This is a genomic window from Marinagarivorans sp. (genome assembly GCF_982758155.1).
The window spans coordinates 1-18,645 of record NZ_CEXWTU010000087.1; the positions used below are offsets into that span (position 1 = coordinate 1).

General features: G+C 45.7%; 14 protein-coding genes. 5 read left to right on the forward strand and 9 right to left on the reverse strand.

The genetic code is table 11. From position 1 onward, the window contains the following. Positions 1–61: 61 nt before the first annotated feature. Both AC3A8L_RS11065 and AC3A8L_RS11070 read right to left on the reverse strand, forming a co-directional pair. The gene (locus tag AC3A8L_RS11065) at positions 62–2,326 is read right to left on the reverse strand and encodes a hypothetical protein (protein ID WP_487962316.1); all 2,265 of its coding nucleotides are present in this window, start codon (positions 2,324–2,326) and stop codon (positions 62–64) included. Positions 2,327–2,751: 425 nt separating this feature from the next. Then, complete coding sequence (locus AC3A8L_RS11070; RefSeq protein WP_487962317.1) at positions 2,752–4,104, reverse strand: class I SAM-dependent methyltransferase; 1,353 nt, start codon at positions 4,102–4,104, stop codon at positions 2,752–2,754. A 307-nt stretch (positions 4,105–4,411) separates the two neighbouring features. Between AC3A8L_RS11070 and AC3A8L_RS11075 the strand changes: the two genes are divergently transcribed. After that, on the forward strand, positions 4,412–8,041 hold the full coding sequence (locus AC3A8L_RS11075) for a two-component regulator propeller domain-containing protein (protein WP_487962318.1): 3,630 nt from the start codon (positions 4,412–4,414) through the stop codon (positions 8,039–8,041). Between the two features lie 65 nt (positions 8,042–8,106). Here the strand turns inward: AC3A8L_RS11075 and AC3A8L_RS11080 are convergent, their stop codons facing one another. Next, a complete protein-coding gene (locus AC3A8L_RS11080; RefSeq protein WP_487962319.1) occupies positions 8,107–8,286 on the reverse strand; it encodes a hypothetical protein in 180 nt (59 codons plus the stop codon). 9 nt (positions 8,287–8,295) lie between these two features. Further along, positions 8,296–8,496 (reverse strand): hypothetical protein, encoded by a 201-nt coding sequence (locus AC3A8L_RS11085; protein ID WP_487962320.1) that lies wholly within the window; start codon positions 8,494–8,496, stop codon positions 8,296–8,298. A gap of 154 nt (positions 8,497–8,650) precedes the next feature. Between AC3A8L_RS11085 and AC3A8L_RS11090 the strand changes: the two genes are divergently transcribed. Both AC3A8L_RS11090 and AC3A8L_RS11095 read left to right on the forward strand, forming a co-directional pair. Beyond that, complete coding sequence (locus AC3A8L_RS11090) at positions 8,651–9,112, forward strand: mobile mystery protein A (protein WP_487962321.1); 462 nt, start codon at positions 8,651–8,653, stop codon at positions 9,110–9,112. Further along, positions 9,109–9,702, forward strand: coding sequence for a mobile mystery protein B (locus AC3A8L_RS11095; protein ID WP_487962322.1), 594 nt, complete (start codon positions 9,109–9,111; stop codon positions 9,700–9,702). Before AC3A8L_RS11090 ends, AC3A8L_RS11095 begins: the two co-directional genes overlap by 4 nt. 366 nt (positions 9,703–10,068) lie before the next feature. Here the strand turns inward: AC3A8L_RS11095 and AC3A8L_RS11100 are convergent, their stop codons facing one another. Both AC3A8L_RS11100 and AC3A8L_RS11105 read right to left on the reverse strand, forming a co-directional pair. Continuing rightward, entirely contained in the window at positions 10,069–10,578 is a 510-nt protein-coding gene (locus AC3A8L_RS11100) for a hypothetical protein (protein ID WP_487962323.1), read from the reverse strand. After that, positions 10,578–11,690: an AAA family ATPase gene (locus AC3A8L_RS11105; RefSeq protein WP_487962324.1), complete on the reverse strand. Its 1,113-nt coding sequence runs from the start codon at positions 11,688–11,690 to the stop codon at positions 10,578–10,580. The genes AC3A8L_RS11100 and AC3A8L_RS11105 overlap by 1 nt, the downstream gene beginning before the upstream one ends. A 432-nt stretch (positions 11,691–12,122) precedes the next feature. On the opposite strand from AC3A8L_RS11105, the gene AC3A8L_RS11110 reads away from it, so the two are divergent. Continuing rightward, a complete protein-coding gene (locus tag AC3A8L_RS11110) occupies positions 12,123–13,109 on the forward strand; it encodes a glycoside hydrolase family 19 protein (protein ID WP_487962325.1) in 987 nt (328 codons plus the stop codon). Positions 13,110–13,120: 11 nt separating this feature from the next. Then, positions 13,121–13,756, forward strand: a complete 636-nt coding sequence (locus AC3A8L_RS11115) for a DUF1176 domain-containing protein (RefSeq protein ID WP_487962326.1) — start codon at positions 13,121–13,123, stop codon at positions 13,754–13,756. A gap of 558 nt (positions 13,757–14,314) precedes the next feature. Here AC3A8L_RS11115 and AC3A8L_RS11120 read toward each other — a convergent pair. The 3 genes from AC3A8L_RS11120 to AC3A8L_RS11130 form a co-directional block, all read right to left on the reverse strand. Then, positions 14,315–16,810 carry an NHL repeat-containing protein gene (locus AC3A8L_RS11120; RefSeq protein WP_487962327.1) on the reverse strand — a complete coding sequence of 832 codons (2,496 nt, stop codon included), beginning with the start codon at positions 16,808–16,810 and terminating at the stop codon, positions 14,315–14,317. Positions 16,811–17,825: 1,015 nt separating this feature from the next. Beyond that, positions 17,826–18,128: a helix-turn-helix domain-containing protein gene (locus tag AC3A8L_RS11125; protein ID WP_487962328.1), complete on the reverse strand. Its 303-nt coding sequence runs from the start codon at positions 18,126–18,128 to the stop codon at positions 17,826–17,828. Continuing rightward, the gene (locus AC3A8L_RS11130) at positions 18,121–18,495 is read right to left on the reverse strand and encodes a type II toxin-antitoxin system RelE/ParE family toxin (protein ID WP_487962329.1); all 375 of its coding nucleotides are present in this window, start codon (positions 18,493–18,495) and stop codon (positions 18,121–18,123) included. Before AC3A8L_RS11130 ends, AC3A8L_RS11125 begins: the two co-directional genes overlap by 8 nt. Positions 18,496–18,645 lie beyond the last annotated feature (150 nt).

The window sequence follows — 18,645 nt, forward strand, 5'->3', positions numbered from 1 at the left end:
CCTCTGGCGAGGATGGCCTTTTGGCTAAAGTTTAGAGTGTGTGTCCCAATAGGTGACAACCCTACAAAGGCACAGTCCACAGCCAATTATTTAGGGTAACTGTCAACAACTTATCGCCAGGAGAACTTTGCACCTCCAAAAAGTTGCCTTTCTCCCAAGTAAAACCTTCCGGCAAGTCTAAATCCATATTGCGAACTCCTAAAATCTGCACACCAACCTCTAAAGAGGTAAGATCATATTCACTAATCCAGCTGCGTTGACCTTTAAGATGTAAGTGCCAAGCACGACTCCCATCACGACTAACCAGTGTGCTTATGACTGAGCCGTCAGAGGCTTGTGTTAACTGCCCCGCCGCCTCATAACCAAACTTCCTCAAGCGATACACATCGCCGTTAGCGAGCACCACTACACTGGCATCATCGCTGATACTTGCTCCTTCGTAGCCAATGTCACTAAAGATAGAATTACTTGTGTGAATGAAAGCATCACGCGTATCGCTGATCAATAATTGTTTCTCTTCAGCAGCAAATGTAAACGAGTAACTATCAGGAGAAAATAACAAGTCACTATTCGCGAAAAGGCTGCGTTGCTCAAGGGCAGGATAAGACCCTTCAAAAGCACGATTATGCTTCTTAAACGTTAAATATGCAGGTGACGGAGATCTATACATAGCACTAAAGTCTATATCGACAAAGGGGTAATTGGGGCCTAGAAATTGCAAACCTCTTTGCGCAAAATATTGCTCAGAGAAATAACACATATCATGCTCAATAGTCAGCCGATAAATTTCGCTGGATGATATCGCCATAAGTTCATCATAAGCACGCTCAATATCTACAATAGGAAAATCCGAAACACACTGAATTGTCCGCCAGCCCCCCTCCAAAAACTGCATGGCATACACAATACCCTCTTGACCTAAATAAACCCATGACTGCGTGCTCGGTTGATAACGCAAAACACTGGGAGTTTCCGATAGCTGCACCCTTCCTTTTTGGTATTCACGGTCTGCGTTAAGCACAACCGTATGCTGATCATATAGACCTGAAGACTGGCCGTTATAAACTGAAAGAATTGACTCCCCCTGAACTAAATCAGCATCGAGCGCATAAAAGTGCCCTGCTTTTTTGTAGGGAATCCGCTCACCGTTAAGATACATTTCGAAGGGTTTATGGGCATTTTTGATCTCAAGCAATATGAGGCTTTGATCTCCAAAAGCCAACTGACGTGGCGTAATATCATTGATCATGGGCACCTGCGAGTCCAGCCACAACATCACTCGTTTAGAACTAGCAACAACATTATTGTTTTCATCAAAGAACTCTATTTGAAAATAGTAGTATCGATTAATATCTTGACCCGTAAGCGGGTGTAAACGAGAAATAGTGACATCCGTGTCTCTGCCAGAATGTCCCTCGCTCGGCTCCACCATAAAATTTTCTGGAATATCAACAAATCGCCAATTGAGCTGCCGGTCCGTATGCAAGCCTGCCGTCGCATCCAATAGTTGCACCTTCCAAGACAGGTCTTCAAATTGAGTAGTACTCAAGATCTCAGGAGTCAAAAACTTTGGAGTAATATGCACCGCCTCTTGATGCGCATCCACAGAAAAATAAACGGTTTCACTCTTTCCAGAATGATCATCAATAATATCAAAATGAAATCGTTGGACCCCGGCGCCTTGCTGATAGCCACTGACGAATGAGATGTCCAGTTCCGCCGCCCCCTGCCCGGACTCAGGAGAGATAACGAGGCCATCAGTGATATTCTCAATACGCCAATTCGCATAAGTCCCCTTAATGGTAACTGCATCACTAGTGGTCGTGATCAGATTATTAACACTTGCGATGCCTGCTGGAACATCAGCAGGCATCGTGAATTGGCGAGGACCTGAGCCAAAAGAGGGAACAGCGCCGAATACACGGAACGCCTGATACGACTCATACTCCACAGGTACCGCTAAGGAACCCATCAACGTAGAGTCCTGATGAAGCTCTAGAGTAAAGCTGTCGGAGAAAAAACCTGGTTCACCAAATTTGGTTTCAACACGATAAGTTACGCTGCTGGCATAATCGCTGAGCGCAGTCACCGTTAGCCGCTCATGCGAGCTACTCAGCTGACCTTTGGTGTGAATCACAACCAAGCTCACCTCACGCTCAGTATAGGCAGGGACTTTAAACTCTAGCGCCACTTGTTCTGGGCAAATATCACTACATGATGCCTGACCATTAGACTCATTATCAACAGGAGCACTAGCTCCGTCACACCCCGTCACACCTGCCAGAGCCAATCCCCCCAGCACTACCAACAGTCCTCGCCAATTCATGGCTTTCTCCCTTCACGAGTATTTATGTATCCTGATTTACGTCCCTAACCGGGAAAAGTTGCACCCTCACATTTTTTTAAGCTCATAACGAACAAGGATAGATTGCGCGAAGCCAAAATAATCTGGGATATCCATAACTCCGACGCTCGATCTGGCATTTAAAGGGAGTTTTGCTATACCTTAATTAAGAGCTAACAATATAAGAGGATACACACTCTAAATTCGTGCTAGTTAATTTTTTTGTTGACGGTACAGCGTGATACTTGGCCTCAATGGGAGGTAGGCTATTATTGGCAAGCATAATCGAGGACATCCATAACACAAACCGCTAAGGTCATACCCTTTACACCCCAATTGCAGAACAATAAAAAAGAGCCCAATAGGCTCTTTTTTATGCGTGCTATATAGTACTTAGGCGTAAAGCACTACTTCAACAAATACTCCAAAAACGCCCCGCGCACGACCTCAAGCGGATTTTTATCCTCCCCAAGATTAGGCCGCATGATATCGGCAATATCGTTAATACTGGTGACACCGTTAACTTGCGCCGCTAGGTGTTCCAGCACAGGATTGCCATGAGTATTGAAGCTTAGAGTGCTGGGAATAGGTAAGTGCGGTAATACAATCCAGGCAGGTGGATAGGTATCGGCATAGGTGGTGGGGAACGTATTGGGTGCAATTGCCGCAAAAGTCCAAATCTGCTCGATGCGTTTTTCTTCGGATAATGGCGTATCCAAATAAGGGCTTTGCGTTGTGTTTTGGTACACCACCTCAAAGCCGGCGAGTTCTAGCAGTTCGATAATTTCCGCATGGCTGTAGCGGTGCATGTCGGTAATGTCGGGTCCGTAAAGCAATGGCCCGGTGTTTATCCAAACGCCGCCGGGTTTAAGGTATTTTTGTACTTGGCCGATCAGATCGCGCACTTCACGGCCGTTCACATCCATAAACCACGGGGTAATAATGGTATCAAAACTGTGTTTTTTCAGTGGTGGCCGCCAAGCGTTACCGGCAACGGCGTACCAATTATCCATATTGTCATAGCATGGTGCATTCATCGGCCAGACTTTGGTCAGGGGCAGCCCGAGTTGTGGGCCTGGGTGAATCTCGGGCAATTGCCATGGTTTTTGTTGCGCCACTAAGCGATGGGCGCAGCTGATCAAAACCGGGTTGGTATCCAGCGCTACTGTATGGCTGGGCTTTAGGTGGTGGTGTAAGTCGGCACTTAAGCGCCCAGCACCGGCACCAATAACCCAAGTATCACCCAAGGGCCTATCAATTGCGGCATGCGCAGCTTGAATGCGCGCTAGCTCGCGGGCATTTTCGCTATTGGGCAGATGCTGCGCGCCATCCCAGGCCCAATCGCGCAGGAGTAATTCAAAATACTGCAGCATGCGCGATGGGTCGTAATTGGCAAACTCGGGGTGAACGGTTTTATTCAGCCCCATATCGTTAAGCAGCACATCCATGGCTTCAACAATGCTGTTGTTAATCGCATCCATCGTTTGAATGCGCTTAACGCTGCTGGGCAGCATATCGCTGAGGTCGCGTTGGCGGTTGCGTTCTAGGTTGTTTTCGCCGCTTTTAATCGCCAGCGCGTACAGGCTTTCCCATAATTGTTGCTGCGATAAGCCCACGTCAAACCAGCAGGGCATGCCCTGTAAATCAAAAAACAGCTGGCCACAGGCACTGCAGTTTTGTTGCGCTGGGTTAAAGCCATTGTTGGTATCGGCTTGGCAAGTGGGGCAGGCGAGCAGGTGGTCGGGCGGTTGGCGGAGCATTATTAGGGCACCTTAAAATCAGGGGGAAGCACGGAAGAGGAATGCGGCAAAAGGTATAGCCATTATCAGCGAAAGGCAAACACCCAGGGCTAAGTTGTTGATAGCAGAGCGTTTTTTCGTGACCTAGTTTTGAGATCAAAGTGCGGGAGGTTACGCAGGCGAAATGGCAAGGGTCAGCTAAGCTTAAGTAATCTGTCACTGCTGAAATTAATGCTATATGTATAGCTCGATCTCACATGCTTGTCGTTTAGGTGTACGCATATCGTTTCCGTACCTTTTGGCACTGTGGGTATGGCTTGTGTGTGGGGTGATCTTACCGAACAAAAGCCATGCGCTTTTTACGGGTTACCCCGAATCTAATCTCCGTTTTGATACTGTTTCGATGGAGGAGCTTGAATTCGAAGGCGACCGCATTGGCATTATTCAAAGTATTGCGCAGGATGCTCAAGGGTATCTTTGGTTTGGCGGCAATAATGGCCTTGCGCGTTATGACGGCCGTGGATTCCGCGTTTTCCAGCGGCAAAAGGATACGCCCTTCTCCCTTGGTAGTGATGAAGTCACGGGGCTGCAAGTCGATCACAACCAACAGCTTTGGGTGGCAACACGCAATGGCTTGTATCTATATCAACCCGAGCGTGAGGGATTTAGTCATTTTAATCCGCCCAGTGCGCCGCCTTGGTTTCACAATGCGTATATATCGTCTATTGTTCTCGATGAGCAGAATCGGCTGTATGTGGGTACCGATCGTGGGCTAGTTGTGATCCCAGCAGATCGAAAAACGTGCCAGTATTACGCTTCGCGCAACGCGCAAGAGCTACCGGAGACGAATCGAATACAAGCGTTGCTTTACGATGGCGGGCAAGTACTGGTAGGCACGTTTAGTGATGGCCTCTATGTGCTAGATCCGCAGCGTGGGGACTACGCGCCTTACCCTGCGCCCGAGCAATATGCTAAAAAATTACGCAGTGCCGGTGTTTTTGACATACTGCGAGATAAAAAAGGACGGTTGTGGTTAGCGTCCATGGTTCGGCCGCCTGTACGCATCGACCCCGATGGCAGTGTGCATTTTCTCAATCACGGTACTAATCCTACGGAGTCGTCAGGGCTTAAATCTGTTTGGAGCTTGTTTGAACGCAGTAATGGTGAGATTTGGTTATCTACAGATAATGCCGGCATTGCCGTTTTTGATGAAGACAGTCAGAAATTTACTTTTCATAAGCACGATCCCTACTCTTCGAATAGTATTTCTTCCAACCAGGTGCGCAGTTTTTTCGAGGACATTCAAGGTGATATTTGGCTGGGTACTTTTAATTCGGGTATCGATTACTTCAGCCGTGCGAAAAGCCACTTTATCAATTTGAAGTACCAGCCGGGCCAAAATCAGCTGAGCCACAACGGCATATTGTCTATACAAAATAGCCAGCAAGGTGGAATGTGGATTGGTACTGAGAAAGGGCTTAACTATTTCGACCCCGCGAGCCAACAGTTTACGGTCTACAATACCGAGAATACCGAGGGGCAATTAGTTTCCGAGACCATTCTTGTCGCGAAAGAAGATAGCAACGGTATTGTGTGGCTGGGTACTACGCAAGGCGGCATTATTGCGTTTGATCCTCAAACAAAAAGCTTCAGTAATAAGACCATTCAAGAGCGGTCCGTAAGACCGGGGGGGATTAATTTCATTTGGAATATCCTGTTCGATGGCGATAATTTATGGGCAGGCACACTCTTCGAGGGCTTATTTAAGTTAGATCGCAACGGCAATGTACTTGAGCATTACCAGCACGACGCCAACAACCCAGCCTCTCTCCCCTCAAATTATATTTATCGATCTTTAGATGATGGCGAAGGTAAGCTCTGGTTAGGGACACTTGGCGGGCTTTCCATTTTAAATAAAAAAGATAAAACCTTAATCCATGTTTCCCTTCCGGATAAACCCCAGCAAAAAAATACCGCGTACAACGTGACGGGCCTTTTTATGGATCGCCAATTTCGGATCTGGGTGGGCGTGCAAGGCGAAGGCGTTTATATTTTTCGTCGCGATGGCCAGCTTGTGGGGCAGGTGACACACGCTGGGGGGCTTCAATCTGCGGTGGTAAGCAGTTTTGTTGAAGATGGTGATGGCAATGTTTGGGCAGGTACACAAAACGGAATTGCACATATAGATTCCAAAACGTTTGCGGTCAATATGTATCAAAAACAACACGGCGTAGCCGACAATAACCACAACCGCAACGCAATTGCCGTGACCCCTGAAGGCCATATTTACATAGGAAGCTCGGGCGGGATTACGGTATTTAATCCTCAGCGCTTTGGTGCTAGCGCTAAAGCCAGCCCGGTTGTTGTGCAAAGCTTACAGGTCAATAACGTCAAAATAAGCCCTGTACAAAGCCCCTTGCTACCGCAAAGTATTGGTTTGCTACAACCGCTCACACTTAATCACGAACACACAACCTTTAGCCTAGGTATTGCACATTTAAATATGCGCACAGCCAAGTACAGCCAGTTCAGCTATTACTTAGAAGGGTTAGATAAAACATGGGGAAATACCACCCGCAGTGCGCGTGCGGTGTATACCAATGTACCATCGGGGAGTTACACCTTTCGATTAAAAGCCATTGATGAGCTGGGCCTTGAGAGTAGTAATGAAGTGGCTTTATCGATTCATATTTTACCGGCACCGTGGCTAACTTGGTGGGCGTACATTATTTATTGCTTAGTATTTTTGGCGATATTGACTATGTTATTTAAGCACAAGCAAAAGCAATTGGAGTTAACGCAAGAGCGAGCCTTGAATGCTGAACTGCGCAAAGTGGCAAAACTTAAAAATACATTTTTAGCCAACACCTCACACGAGCTGCGTACCCCGTTGAACGGGGTATTAGGATTGGTCGAGCAGTTAATTGATCACGGTGTAAACCGACAAGATAGCACGGTGATCTCCTATGCCAAAAACATTCAGAGCAGTGGTAAACGGTTACTGAATACCATCAATGATGTCTTAGACTTTTCGAAGTTAGAGGCCCAAAGCCTCACCCTGCAAAGGCAACCTCTTAATATATTACAAATTACCAGTGAAGCTTTAGTGTTGCTGCCAATTCCTAAACACATAGATATTTTTAATCAGCTAGAACCCGCGTCGCCAAATATTTATGCCGATGCCAACCGGCTACGCCAGGTGTTATTGAATATTATCGGCAATGCTATTAAGTACACACAAGAAGGCAGCATTACCGTTAAAAACACGTTCGACGAAAAAACCATGACGCTTGAAATACAAGATACTGGCTTGGGTATGGAAGCCGAAATTCTCGAGCGGGTTTTTGATACTGTGAAACATAGAAGTCACGATCATGGTCAAGAGCAAGGTGGAATAGGGTTGGGACTTTCGATCACCAAACAACTTATCGAGCTACATGGTGGTTATATCGAGGTGCATTCCGATACGGGCAAAGGCACGTGTGTACGATTTACATTACCGGTTACCGATGAACAAACGCATACGGGTGTTACTAGCCGGCCGTCAGCCGAAGTGGCAGCTGAATTGGTAGGTATGGCAAGCGCTGAACCCAAAGCAAAGCCCGCGATATTGATTGTTGATGACGAGATGATTAACCGCATGGTATTAAAAGGCATGCTGCAAACTAACTATAATGTGTTTGAAGCCGAGACGGGTAAGGCCGCGTTAGAGCAAGTGAGCGACAACCCGCAGATAGCACTAGTCTTGATGGATATTATGATGCCGGAAATGAACGGCTTTGAGGCCTGCAAGGCCCTGCGGCGGCATCATAATTCGGAGCAGCTACCGATTATTTTCATCACCGCCCGTGAAGTAGACGAGGATAAAACTACGGCCCAAGAAGTGGGTGGGAATGGTTTTTTACCGAAGCCGGTAAACCGAAAAAGTTTGTTGTCGGAGATGACGCTTTATCTTTAAGGTAAAACGGCGACGGGTGTTCAGAGAAGCTTAGCGTTCAAACACTGTATGTCCAAAATAATAGGCTAAAAATAGCGGGAAAGCCCCCAATATGGCGACTTGTAAGTTTTGCAAGCACGTTGTTGTAACGTCACCGAGCGAGTCAGGTATCCGACGGTGTCGCCAATGTCACGCATCGCTTCGCCCATGGGGTAGCTAATATAAAGTTCGCCTTGCTCGGTTTCATTGTCGAATAACTCAAGCATGCTTAGTGACTAATCGAGGACATCCATAACATAAACCGCTAAGGTCAGGCTGAGGCGCCTTCTGGACAGACACTCAAGCGTAGTAAACACAGGGCGTGGTTGTAGCTTGGTTATGGACTCGAAGAAGGCGGCTTGGTCGATATTCATCGCAAGCACTTCACCGATGTGCTTGCCTTTAAAGCGCACACTCAGGGTTTTACCATTAACCATTTAGAGTATGTGTCCCGCTAATTATTCGGTCATTGCTCTGTTGGCGCGTCTGTCCCACTGTTTTATTGTCAACAAATGAGTTGACAATAAGCTATAATTCGTCAATATATATATTGACGAATTAAGTAATCCTGTAAGTATAAAGGTTGACGTAATGGGACTTAAAGCACTTATAGCCCGCCAATATCGGGAGTTAATCAATGAAGCCCGCAAAAAGCTGGAGGATTTAAACATGCCTTCTGAGGGCTGGTTGCGCACTATGCGCAAAGCCCTTGGCATGTCTGGTGCGCAGCTCGCTCGCCGCGCAGGCGTAAGTCGTGCACTGGTTTCCAAAATAGAAATTTCAGAAAATTCAGGCAGCGTCACCCTTAAAAGCATGCAGCAAATGGCTGCCGCCATGAATTGTCGCTTTGTTTATGCTGTTATTCCTGAGCGCGACGTAGAAGGCATTATCGATGCGCGCGCGCGCGAAAAAGCGCGGGAGCTCGTAAAACAAGCCAGCATTCAAATGGCGCTTGAAGATCAAGCCCTTACCAATGATCGTCTCACTGCAGAAATCGAACGCCTCACCAAAGAGCTACGCGATAAGCCCTCAAACCTATGGGATGAGCAATGAGTAAGCTCGTTGGAGAACCGGATGGGTCAACACCCCTTGAGCCCGAAGAGCTCGAAGGCCTGCTTCACAAGCATGTCAGCACACGCGGGCAGCTTGATGAACTCGAGCAATACAATATTCAAGATGGTCTCAAATGGCTTAAGAAGCAAAAAAGCGCGGACCCTTTCACTGAAGGCTTCGCACGCAATCTCCACAAAAAGCTATTTGGGCAGGTCTGGCGCTGGGCAGGGACTTTCCGCAAAACAGAAAAGAACATCGGCATTGACCCGCTTCAAATTGCTATTCAACTGCGCTTACTCCTCGATGATGCCAAGTTCTGGGTTGAATACAGAACCTATCCGCCTCATGAACTCGCCGCAAGGTTTCATCATAGGTTGGTTTTTATTCACCCATTTCCAAATGGTAATGGTCGCCATGCGCGCATAATGGCGGACGCAATACTCATTACGGCTTTAAAAGAAAAACCGATAGATTGGTCGGGCGGGGTGGATTTACAAAAAATGAATGATAGGCGCACCGAATATATCGCCGCGTTGCGCGCAGCGGATGCAGGAAGTTATGAATTGTTGTTAGATTTCGTGGGTCGCTAATCCGGTGAGGGTTACCTCATCATGCCGAGAGCGAGATCACTACCTATTACCCACGAGGACGCCTTACCAATTTAGAGTGTGTGTCCCGCTAATTGTTATCAAAGATTACAAAGTATATTTCCCAAACAACTTTTTGATTGGGCGGCAGCGCTATTTATCGTTCAAACACTGTGTGTCCAAAATAATCGGCTAAAAATAGCGGGAAAGCACCCAATATGGCGACTTGTTTTTTTGGTAAGTAGTGCAGTAGCTGGGCTTGGGCAATGGGTTTTTGGTCTATAACCGGTGCTTGACTGATGGCACCTGAAATTAAGAGGTTGGCTTTTTTAAGATTGGCAGTAATTAAAAACTTCCATGCCGGTTTATCTATTTTTCTCGCATCTTGGTAGGCGGGGTTGCCGCGATTAGCCGATAGTGGCTTGTAGGTTTTGCCTGCACATTGTGTAAGTCCACTGTGCGAGTCAGGTATTCGGCAGGGTCGTCAATGTCACGTATCGCTTCGACCATGGGGTAGCTAATAAAAAGTTTGCCTTGCTCGGTTTCGTTGTTGAACAACTCAAGCATGTTTAGTAATTTTTTGTCGGCGTACAGGTTATCGCCGGGTTCCATATCAAAAAATAAATAGATTTGGCCAACTTGGTCACGCCTTAAACTGGCGAGTTCTTCCTGCTGTTGCGCTATTGGATTTAGCTCGCGGATAAGTTCAAACGGGTCTAAGTCTTCATCGTTAGCGAGCTGTTGGTATAGCTCGTATATATCGTTTTTAAAACTGACTAGAATGTGCTTGTCTTCGCCAGCAAAGAAGGCGCGCTGTAGGCTTTTAAAATAATCCTTTTCGCGCTTCTCACCCTCAAAAACAAATAATGTGCGCTCCATTAGCTGGATAAGCCTTTGTAAATTTTTTCGAGGTTATGAGCTTTGCGTAGCTCTTTACCGGTTAGTACAGTAATCGGTTTGATGGTTTTGTCCAATACAAAATAACAGTCGGGCCGCAACAGGTCGTTACTCATAACCCCGGTATTATGCGTGGTCATAAGGGTTTGGCAGTGAGAGTGAGCTACCCTATCCACGATATTTGAAGCCAAGGCGTGGTGGTAAAAGGCATCGAACTCGTCGATATAGGCAAAGGTGACATCGTTATTTTGAAAGCGCAGCCACCAGAAGTAAAAAATACCGAGCGATAATGTGCCGGTTGATGCGGCAATAACAAATTCCAGTTTGGTATTGCCGAAGTCAAAATAAATACCTTTCTCACCTTTGTTGGTGGTATCGGTTATCAGGGTGCAATCAATGCCGGCTTTGTTTAAAAATCCCTCAAAGTCCTTTACCGACCCGCTCTCTATAATACTTTGGGACAGGCGTTTTACGCCGATATCTTTACCGATATATTCGCCTGTTGTGGTTGAATTTAATGAGCGGAAAAATACCATGCCATCGATAAAATCTAACAGATTTTCTAATCGTTGATTGATCAGTGTTTCATCCAGAATGGCATTGCTGCGCACGTATTTTAGCAGCGATATCTCGGAGCTACCGACGTCTGTTTTTAAGGTTTCGGCACCCTGCAAGTGAATACTGGCATGTGTTGATTGCCTGCGGTCGATACTTAAGACCTTTTCATCACCAATTGTTAGGTGCTCATAGACCATTTGCTGGCGTGACTTTTTGCCGTAGGTATAAATAATATCAGCATTATCTATGCGAAACTCAAATACAAATTCGGCCAGTTCTACCCCTGCGGCGCCATTAAGGTAATTGCTATCTAGGGTGCTGAGGTTGCTAGGTGTATCAATGAGGTGCGATATAGGGTCTACCATAGCCAGCCCGAGGTTGGACTTGCCGCCGCCATTTGGCCCGTAGATCATGCCGTGCAGAATTGCCCCATCGCGCACAGCACTGCCGTTAAATTCGTATTGCTGACTGGATAGGTCAAAACTCAGCCAATCAGCGAAATTTCGGAAGTTTTTTACGGAAAACCTATGCAGCATAGTCATGCCCCTCAGTAATATATGGGCATTAGCATAGCAGAATTGGGGTTGTCCGTAAAAAAACTACGGCTAGGTGGCTCGGGGATCTGATGCTGGGCCGGCATTACGGTTTGGCTTTGGAGTAGCCACAGGGAAGAATCGAGGGGTCCATAACCGGTATTGCGGCGCTAACGCACGGCTGGAAGAGATGATTCAATATAAGTTTAGAAACTGAGCTGAGAGGTTTTTCGGCTTTGTTATGGGTGTCCTGGATTGTCTCTGGCCTCTTCTCGGTCGCAAGCTTGCTGACCTCGGGGCGTATGCAGCAAGCACTTGGCTATGCCTAAACATTCGGTTAGAGTCTTAAGCCTCATGAATGAGATAAAACCAAGGAGGATAAGGGATGATTAAGTCAAATACGGGTAAAGGCAAAAAAACTACCCAACAGATCTGGTGATTTTGCAGCTTCTGTTCAACGAATTCACTATTTACGAAGCCATAGATTCCCATAACAAAACACAGTATTCCCTACAACCAAACACCGCTGCAGTTAGCTCCAAAGCACTACCTAAACTGACGGTTAACGGGAAAGATGAAGCAGCGGTTGCCTCTCGCATTGAAGCCTATCAGAAGGCAAAGTCAATGGCAGTGATCGACGGTTGGGTGAGCCCTTCAGGAAATACTATAAAGTCAATCTTAAAAGACGCAGCAACCGCTAGCGGTGAGACAAGGATGACGCATATTCGAAAGAAAATTTCACCTGTGTTGAAATGTGCAGCGATCAAGCCAGCGATCGTTATTTCATTATATGAAAAGCAATATAAACCCCTTACCAGTGCAGATAAGGCTGGCTTGGAGTACATCCTCAAAACAGGCAAGGACGATAACGATATTAGACGCATTACTGAATTTGCATACATGCTGGCTACAACTAAGCATGAGACTGCACATACATTTCGCCCGATAGCCGAGTATGGGAAAGGAAAAGGTCTCAAGTATGGAGCGGAGATCACCGTTACTCATACCGACGCTGCAAAAAAAACCACTACCCAAAAAAATGTTTATTACGGCCGAGGATATGTACAGTTAACCTGGGGATATAACTACCAAAGAATTGACGAAAAACTGGGCAATGGCAACTACCCCAATAAAAGAAAAACCAAAGCATCTGACTACAATTCCGGATTCACTCTATCAAAGCCAACAGATAGTATTTACCTCTACCCAGATAAAGCGTTAAACAAAGAAAATGCTTATATAACTATGGTTTATGGCATGCAAAAAGGAATTTTTACTGGGCGCAAGATTGATAGTTACATCAATGATTTAAAGACTGACTATGTTAATTCAAGGCGGGTTATTAACGGCACAGATAAAGCCAATGCGATTGCTCGTTACGCTGAAGACATTGAAATATTACTCCGAGTATCGACCAATTGATTATCAACACAATGAAATTAACTAGCGTATTTGTATTATCAACTTGCGCACTGGCTTGCGCACCAATCCCTCATGCAGTCGACCGAGTCGAAAGCAAACTAAAAGCAAACACTGTCGATAAGTCGAAACTGGATCTCTTAACTGACTACGATCGGGAGATATGGGCTGGGCCAGACGAATGGTCGGCGTCACAATGGAAATGGAAGCAAGCGCTGCAGTGGGATCGACATTGTGATTACGTAGCAGAAGTAGAGGTAGTTGATATTACCAATACTTTACAGGTTGTCACTGTCCAGTGTGTCCCAGGTGCGTATCAGCCAATGTACTATGTGTACGCTTTTGATAAGACATCAAAAAATCACCGACAATTACAAATAGCGAAAGCTGACAGCAAGAAGACCCAAGAAGTTTGGGGGCATATTGAGGTCGATAGCACTGCCGCAGAACTTTCTGTACTGTCATTATCTCGCGGCATTGGTGATTGCGGTACTTTTAGTCTATTTAAAATCGACAATCCCGACGCCGCGCAAGCGTTTGAGCTAATCGAACGAAGACAGCGAAGTTGCAGCGCGCTGCCCAATAAACCAATTGAAGAGCTCCCGCAGGAATGGTTTGATCACAAGCGCTGGCCACTAGCGCCGCTTTAGCTTAGAGATCAAAAGGGTTAGAGTCATCAACTTAGAGTGTGTGTCCCGCTAATTAATGTTGCGGCGCTAACGCACGGCTGGAAGAGATTATTCAATATAAGTTTAGAAACTGAGCTGAGAGGTTTTTCGGCTTTGTTATGGGTGTCCTAGATTGTTCGCTATTCTCAAATGTTATGGCTTATAGTAGAGTGTTGTCATAGTACTATTTTTTATAAAACAATCGACCAGAACTCTATTTGATGTAGCGCAAACAGCTGAGTTGTGTGCTCACTATGCATTGGATAATTCCCTGTTTCATGTCGAAAGTGTAGATGATCTCGATAGTGTTATGGGTGTCCTAGATTATTTGTCTTGCTAGCCGAGGTAAAGCAGGCCAAAATCTAGAGAGTGTGTCCCGCTAAACTTTATTATCCTGCCGTTTTGAGTTTAGGGTGTCCTCGAATTTTCGTCGCCGATGTGCTTGCCTTTAAGGCGCACGCTGGGGGTTTCGTCATTAACAATTTCCCGCTAAATTCCTGTTTTTCAACCCCGCCAATTTCTAACCGAGACATATCAAGCCTAAGGGAAGAGTAACGCTCTATCCCCGGTGAATCTGTCGACTTGGATAATATAACCGTCGTTTGGCGTTGTAATGAATAAACTATCTGTTAATGAGCTGTAAGCTACATCTTCAGGATATGAAACTGAGAGCCCGGGGTTATTCTCTAAAGAGCTTATGAGTTTTCTGCTCCCTGTAGACAAGTCTATTTCATAGATATTATCGCTGCTGAACGTGATTATCCATGCAAGCTGCTTGTTCAAGTCTACATCAAATATATGTGACCCTGACAATCTTACGCCAGAGCCTACTTCGAATGGGTAGCTAGTGATTACCTCCCTTTCTTGTGTTTCGATATTGATTAAGAATAGAGTCTCAGCTGAATCAGATAAAGCAAAAATTTGATTATTGATGTCGTCCATAAATAAATCTACAGGACGATGAATTTCTAAGCCTGACCCAACTGAAGGTGAGGCTATCGCTGTTCTTTCTCCTGTCTCTATATTCACCTGATATATGCTCGCAGCGTCGCGCGCACTGTAGTACAAATAACTTCTCTCTGGGCTCACAACTATTGATCCAATGATGCCAAGATATTCTTCGGTTAGCTCTTCGTCAAAAATCGTTCTTCCTATGGGATTGGGCGGCTCAAAAGCTACTACTTTACTGAACAGGTTCGCAGCAAAGTAGAAACGTTCATTTAAAGCATCGTATGCAAATCTATTTATGGGCATATTGGGTGAAAAGTTTTCAGAGCTTTTATCTAATATAACGGTTGTTTGTTGATTCGATAAGTCTAAGTTTACGACCTTGCCTAGCCCAGGGTCAGAAACGATTATTGCGCTGTCAGATCTTGAGATCGCAATGCCTTCAGGTTGCACCCATGAGCTAGCATAACTCCCGGATTTCTGAGTATAAATACTTCTGTCGCCAGTATCAGTATTTATAAGTACAAGCATTTCGTTATCTACGTCAGAGACTACAATACCTTCAGAGCCCAGCAATTCTAGGTCCCAGTATATCCCTGGCTCAGCACCTTTGCCTCTGGCGAAGCTAGATAAAAGCTGCCTATCCCCTGTATCTAGATCAATAGCGATAACTTTTGACCAATTTGTGACGAATAGGCGATTGCTGGCATGGTTAACAACTATTGATTCAGGTTGTGTCAGCTCCTCGCCAGAGCCAACATTTTCGCTTGAAATTATTTGCCTATTACCAGTCGTGAGGTCAATAGAAAGTATAGCTTTTCGATCCAAGTCAGTAACATAGGCTGTCTTTTTATTATCTGACAGTGCAATATCTCTAGGCTGTTGGAGCCTCTCCCCTAAACCTACCTGCGATCCTGATACTTCGAAATTATCTCCGCTCTTAATATTGGTTCGAACTATTCTACTATTTAGCGCATCAACAATTAGTAGGCTACTTCCGCTTTCCGCAACGAGCCCATTTGGCAGTCGGTAATTCGAACCATTTCCAACTGTGTCGCTACTAATTATCGTTCGGTTACCATTTTCTATATTGATTTGAAAAATCAAATCATTCCGAGAATCAGAAACATATAAGAACTGATTGCTTAAACCTAGCGCTATTCGGTCAATAGCACGAAATGCTTCCCCCGTTCCTTTTTTGCTCCCACTAATAAGTTTTCGAAGACCAGATTTATTTACAGAATAAATACTCTTGGTGTCGGAATCCACTAAATATGTAAGCTCCGAGCTTCGGTCAACGACCAAACCCTCGGGTCGATTTAGTGTGGGTTGTCGATCAATCTTTGCGGTAATAACTTGATTGCTACTATTGGATGCGACATCTAACACCGAAACTTTTATGTCATTAAGGCCCGAATTCAAAGATATTTTTGCAGTCCAAGTCTCGAAGTCATTGTCCGAAACTGCTGGAACCCCGTTAACACTTACGTTAAAAATACCCTCATTATCTGAAGCCGTTCCAGAGACAGATATCTCGTTTTGGTTTGTACTTGCATTACCTATCGGAAAAGTGATCTTTCCTAGCGGGGCTTCTGTGTCTGCCCTAGTGGTAGCGGCGAATTCGTAAGGTTGCTCACCTAGAATGAGTTGAGCGGTAGATCGCGATAGCGATAGGTTGTCCGTTTTTAGTCTAATGCTTATAGATTGACCGTTGGTTAGCCGTATATTGGTACTTGAAAAAGGTAAATCTTCTAATGCGATTTCACCACCAGCTATGGAAGCCTCAATATCTCTATTGACTCCTTTGATAATGAACGGACCAAAAATCACCCATTCCCCATAATTAGCATCGACAACGTCACCAAATTCGAGCTGATCAGCTACGTCGTCTACTGCAATCGAAGAGCTGCTATCAAGAGAAGAGCTTGCAGGGACCGATTCCGCACTGGACCGGGAGAAATTCGTACTGCTTGCACTAGATGAATTTCTTGGAATTGCTTCGGGATCACTTCCCGAGCCATCGCTGCCACAAGCTGTAAATATTGATGAAACAATGCCAAAAATTATTAATCTCACGAGCCTTGTCATACAATCTCCGCATTCAACGATTGAGTATAGAAAAAATATAGTGACTATTCAGAAGAAAATAAAAGCGGGCACTCACCCTAAAAACAATCAAAACTACTCAGCCCCTTTATCAGACCAAGCAATATTCTTCAGATAAAACTTTAAAATTGCTGTCTTATAATCGCAGGCTATCAATAATTCACACCAAGAACAACAAGTCATATTTTCAAGCAGTTTTAAGCGTAGTGGTCTGAGAAAGAGAGGTTGAGTGAACGACTGATCTACCAAATAATGACTGGCAACGCCGCCGATTTTGGGGGCAAATGGGCAGGAGCTCATTTGTGTGGTGCCGCGCAGGGAAGCGCTTCACCACGACCGTAAAATCGGCGCTGTAAAGAGGGAAGCCAAAGGCCGGTGATTAGGGTTGCCCTTCACAGGTAAATGCTCCTCCGTTACCTGCATAACCGCCATCCTTGGCGGCCTCTTTCGGTGACATTTCTTTTCGGCTTTGGCATCCTGCGTCGCCCCGATAATCTGGGACACCCACAACACCGAAGCAGACGGCGGTGCTCGCACGCCGCCTAGCCAGCAAGTGCTGAGTTTGATATCCAAAGGCTTGCGAGGACAGACCCTCGTACTCGACTAGCCGAGAAACTCAAATCCTCCAGCGGTTAAAGGTTTGCTTTTTCGTGGGCTATGAGGCCGGTCGCTACAGGGCCGTAGCTTATTAGATCAATGTATCGAGTCAGGAGGTCTCTTAGTCGGCATTGCAGGAGCACAATGTCGAGGAGCAATTGTCGAGAAGGCCGATTGCAGGCTATAGGGATATATTCAATGTCATTAACTTAAGCTGAAGTGAAGCGGTGGGCGGTGATTTTTCGGGACCCTCATGCGCCGGGCCATACAGGGATAGTAAGGGGGAGAAAACGCATCGAGACAGGAGTCTATTATTAGACATTGCAGGAGCACAATGTCGAGGAGCGGTTGCCGAGATATATTTACGCCGACACGAAAAAGTGAACCTTGAACCCGTGAGCTAGCTTATAGCGTCAATGCCCTTACTCTCAGCAAGTGCAAGCATTTTTAACGCGGGCCCTTTTGGAGAGCTATCGCCTTGCTCCCACTTTTTAACCAGCTTGTCACTGACGTTAAGGTAACGAGCGAAAACTGGCTGAGAAAGCCCAGCCTTAACTCTAAGGGCCTTAACTTGCGTCGGACTAAATTCATGCACCTGCGTTAAGCACAGCGTATCGAACTTTCGCATAGTGGTTTTGTTGATAGCGCCAGACTTATGCAAACCTTGCACTGTTTTATGTAATGTATTAAGAATATCACTCATGATCTTGCCTCACCTCTAAAAGCTCACCATCGACAACTAGGTTGTGAATAGTCGCTTGGTCAAAGCTTATAAACTCTTTCGCCATCTCTTGAAGAGCTAATTTCTCTTGCTTAGTTACATTCGACTTGGCGCTCTTTGCAAACATATATAGGAAAAAGTACCGTTCACCTATAACAGCTCCGATCATCGTCCTGAAGCCGCCACTTTTACCCTTACTGGGCATGGCCACTCGCTTTTTGTAGAGATAATCTCCAAGATCCGCATCGATTAAGCCTTGGGCCATTTCTTGGCAAGCTGTCGCCAAATCCTCGTCAGTAATGGCTGACTTTTTAAACACTTTCTGAAACTGCCTCGTTTTATAGATCATAAGTATACCCCATCAGGGTACACTTTAAAAAGCATGGTGCAAGTAGCCATAACAAACGTCCTTATTTTGAACCTAAGGGGCGAGGCAATAATAGCTTATCCAATTAGGCGAAGAGATCGGCTTTCTTATCGAGGCGCTTAAAGGGGCGCA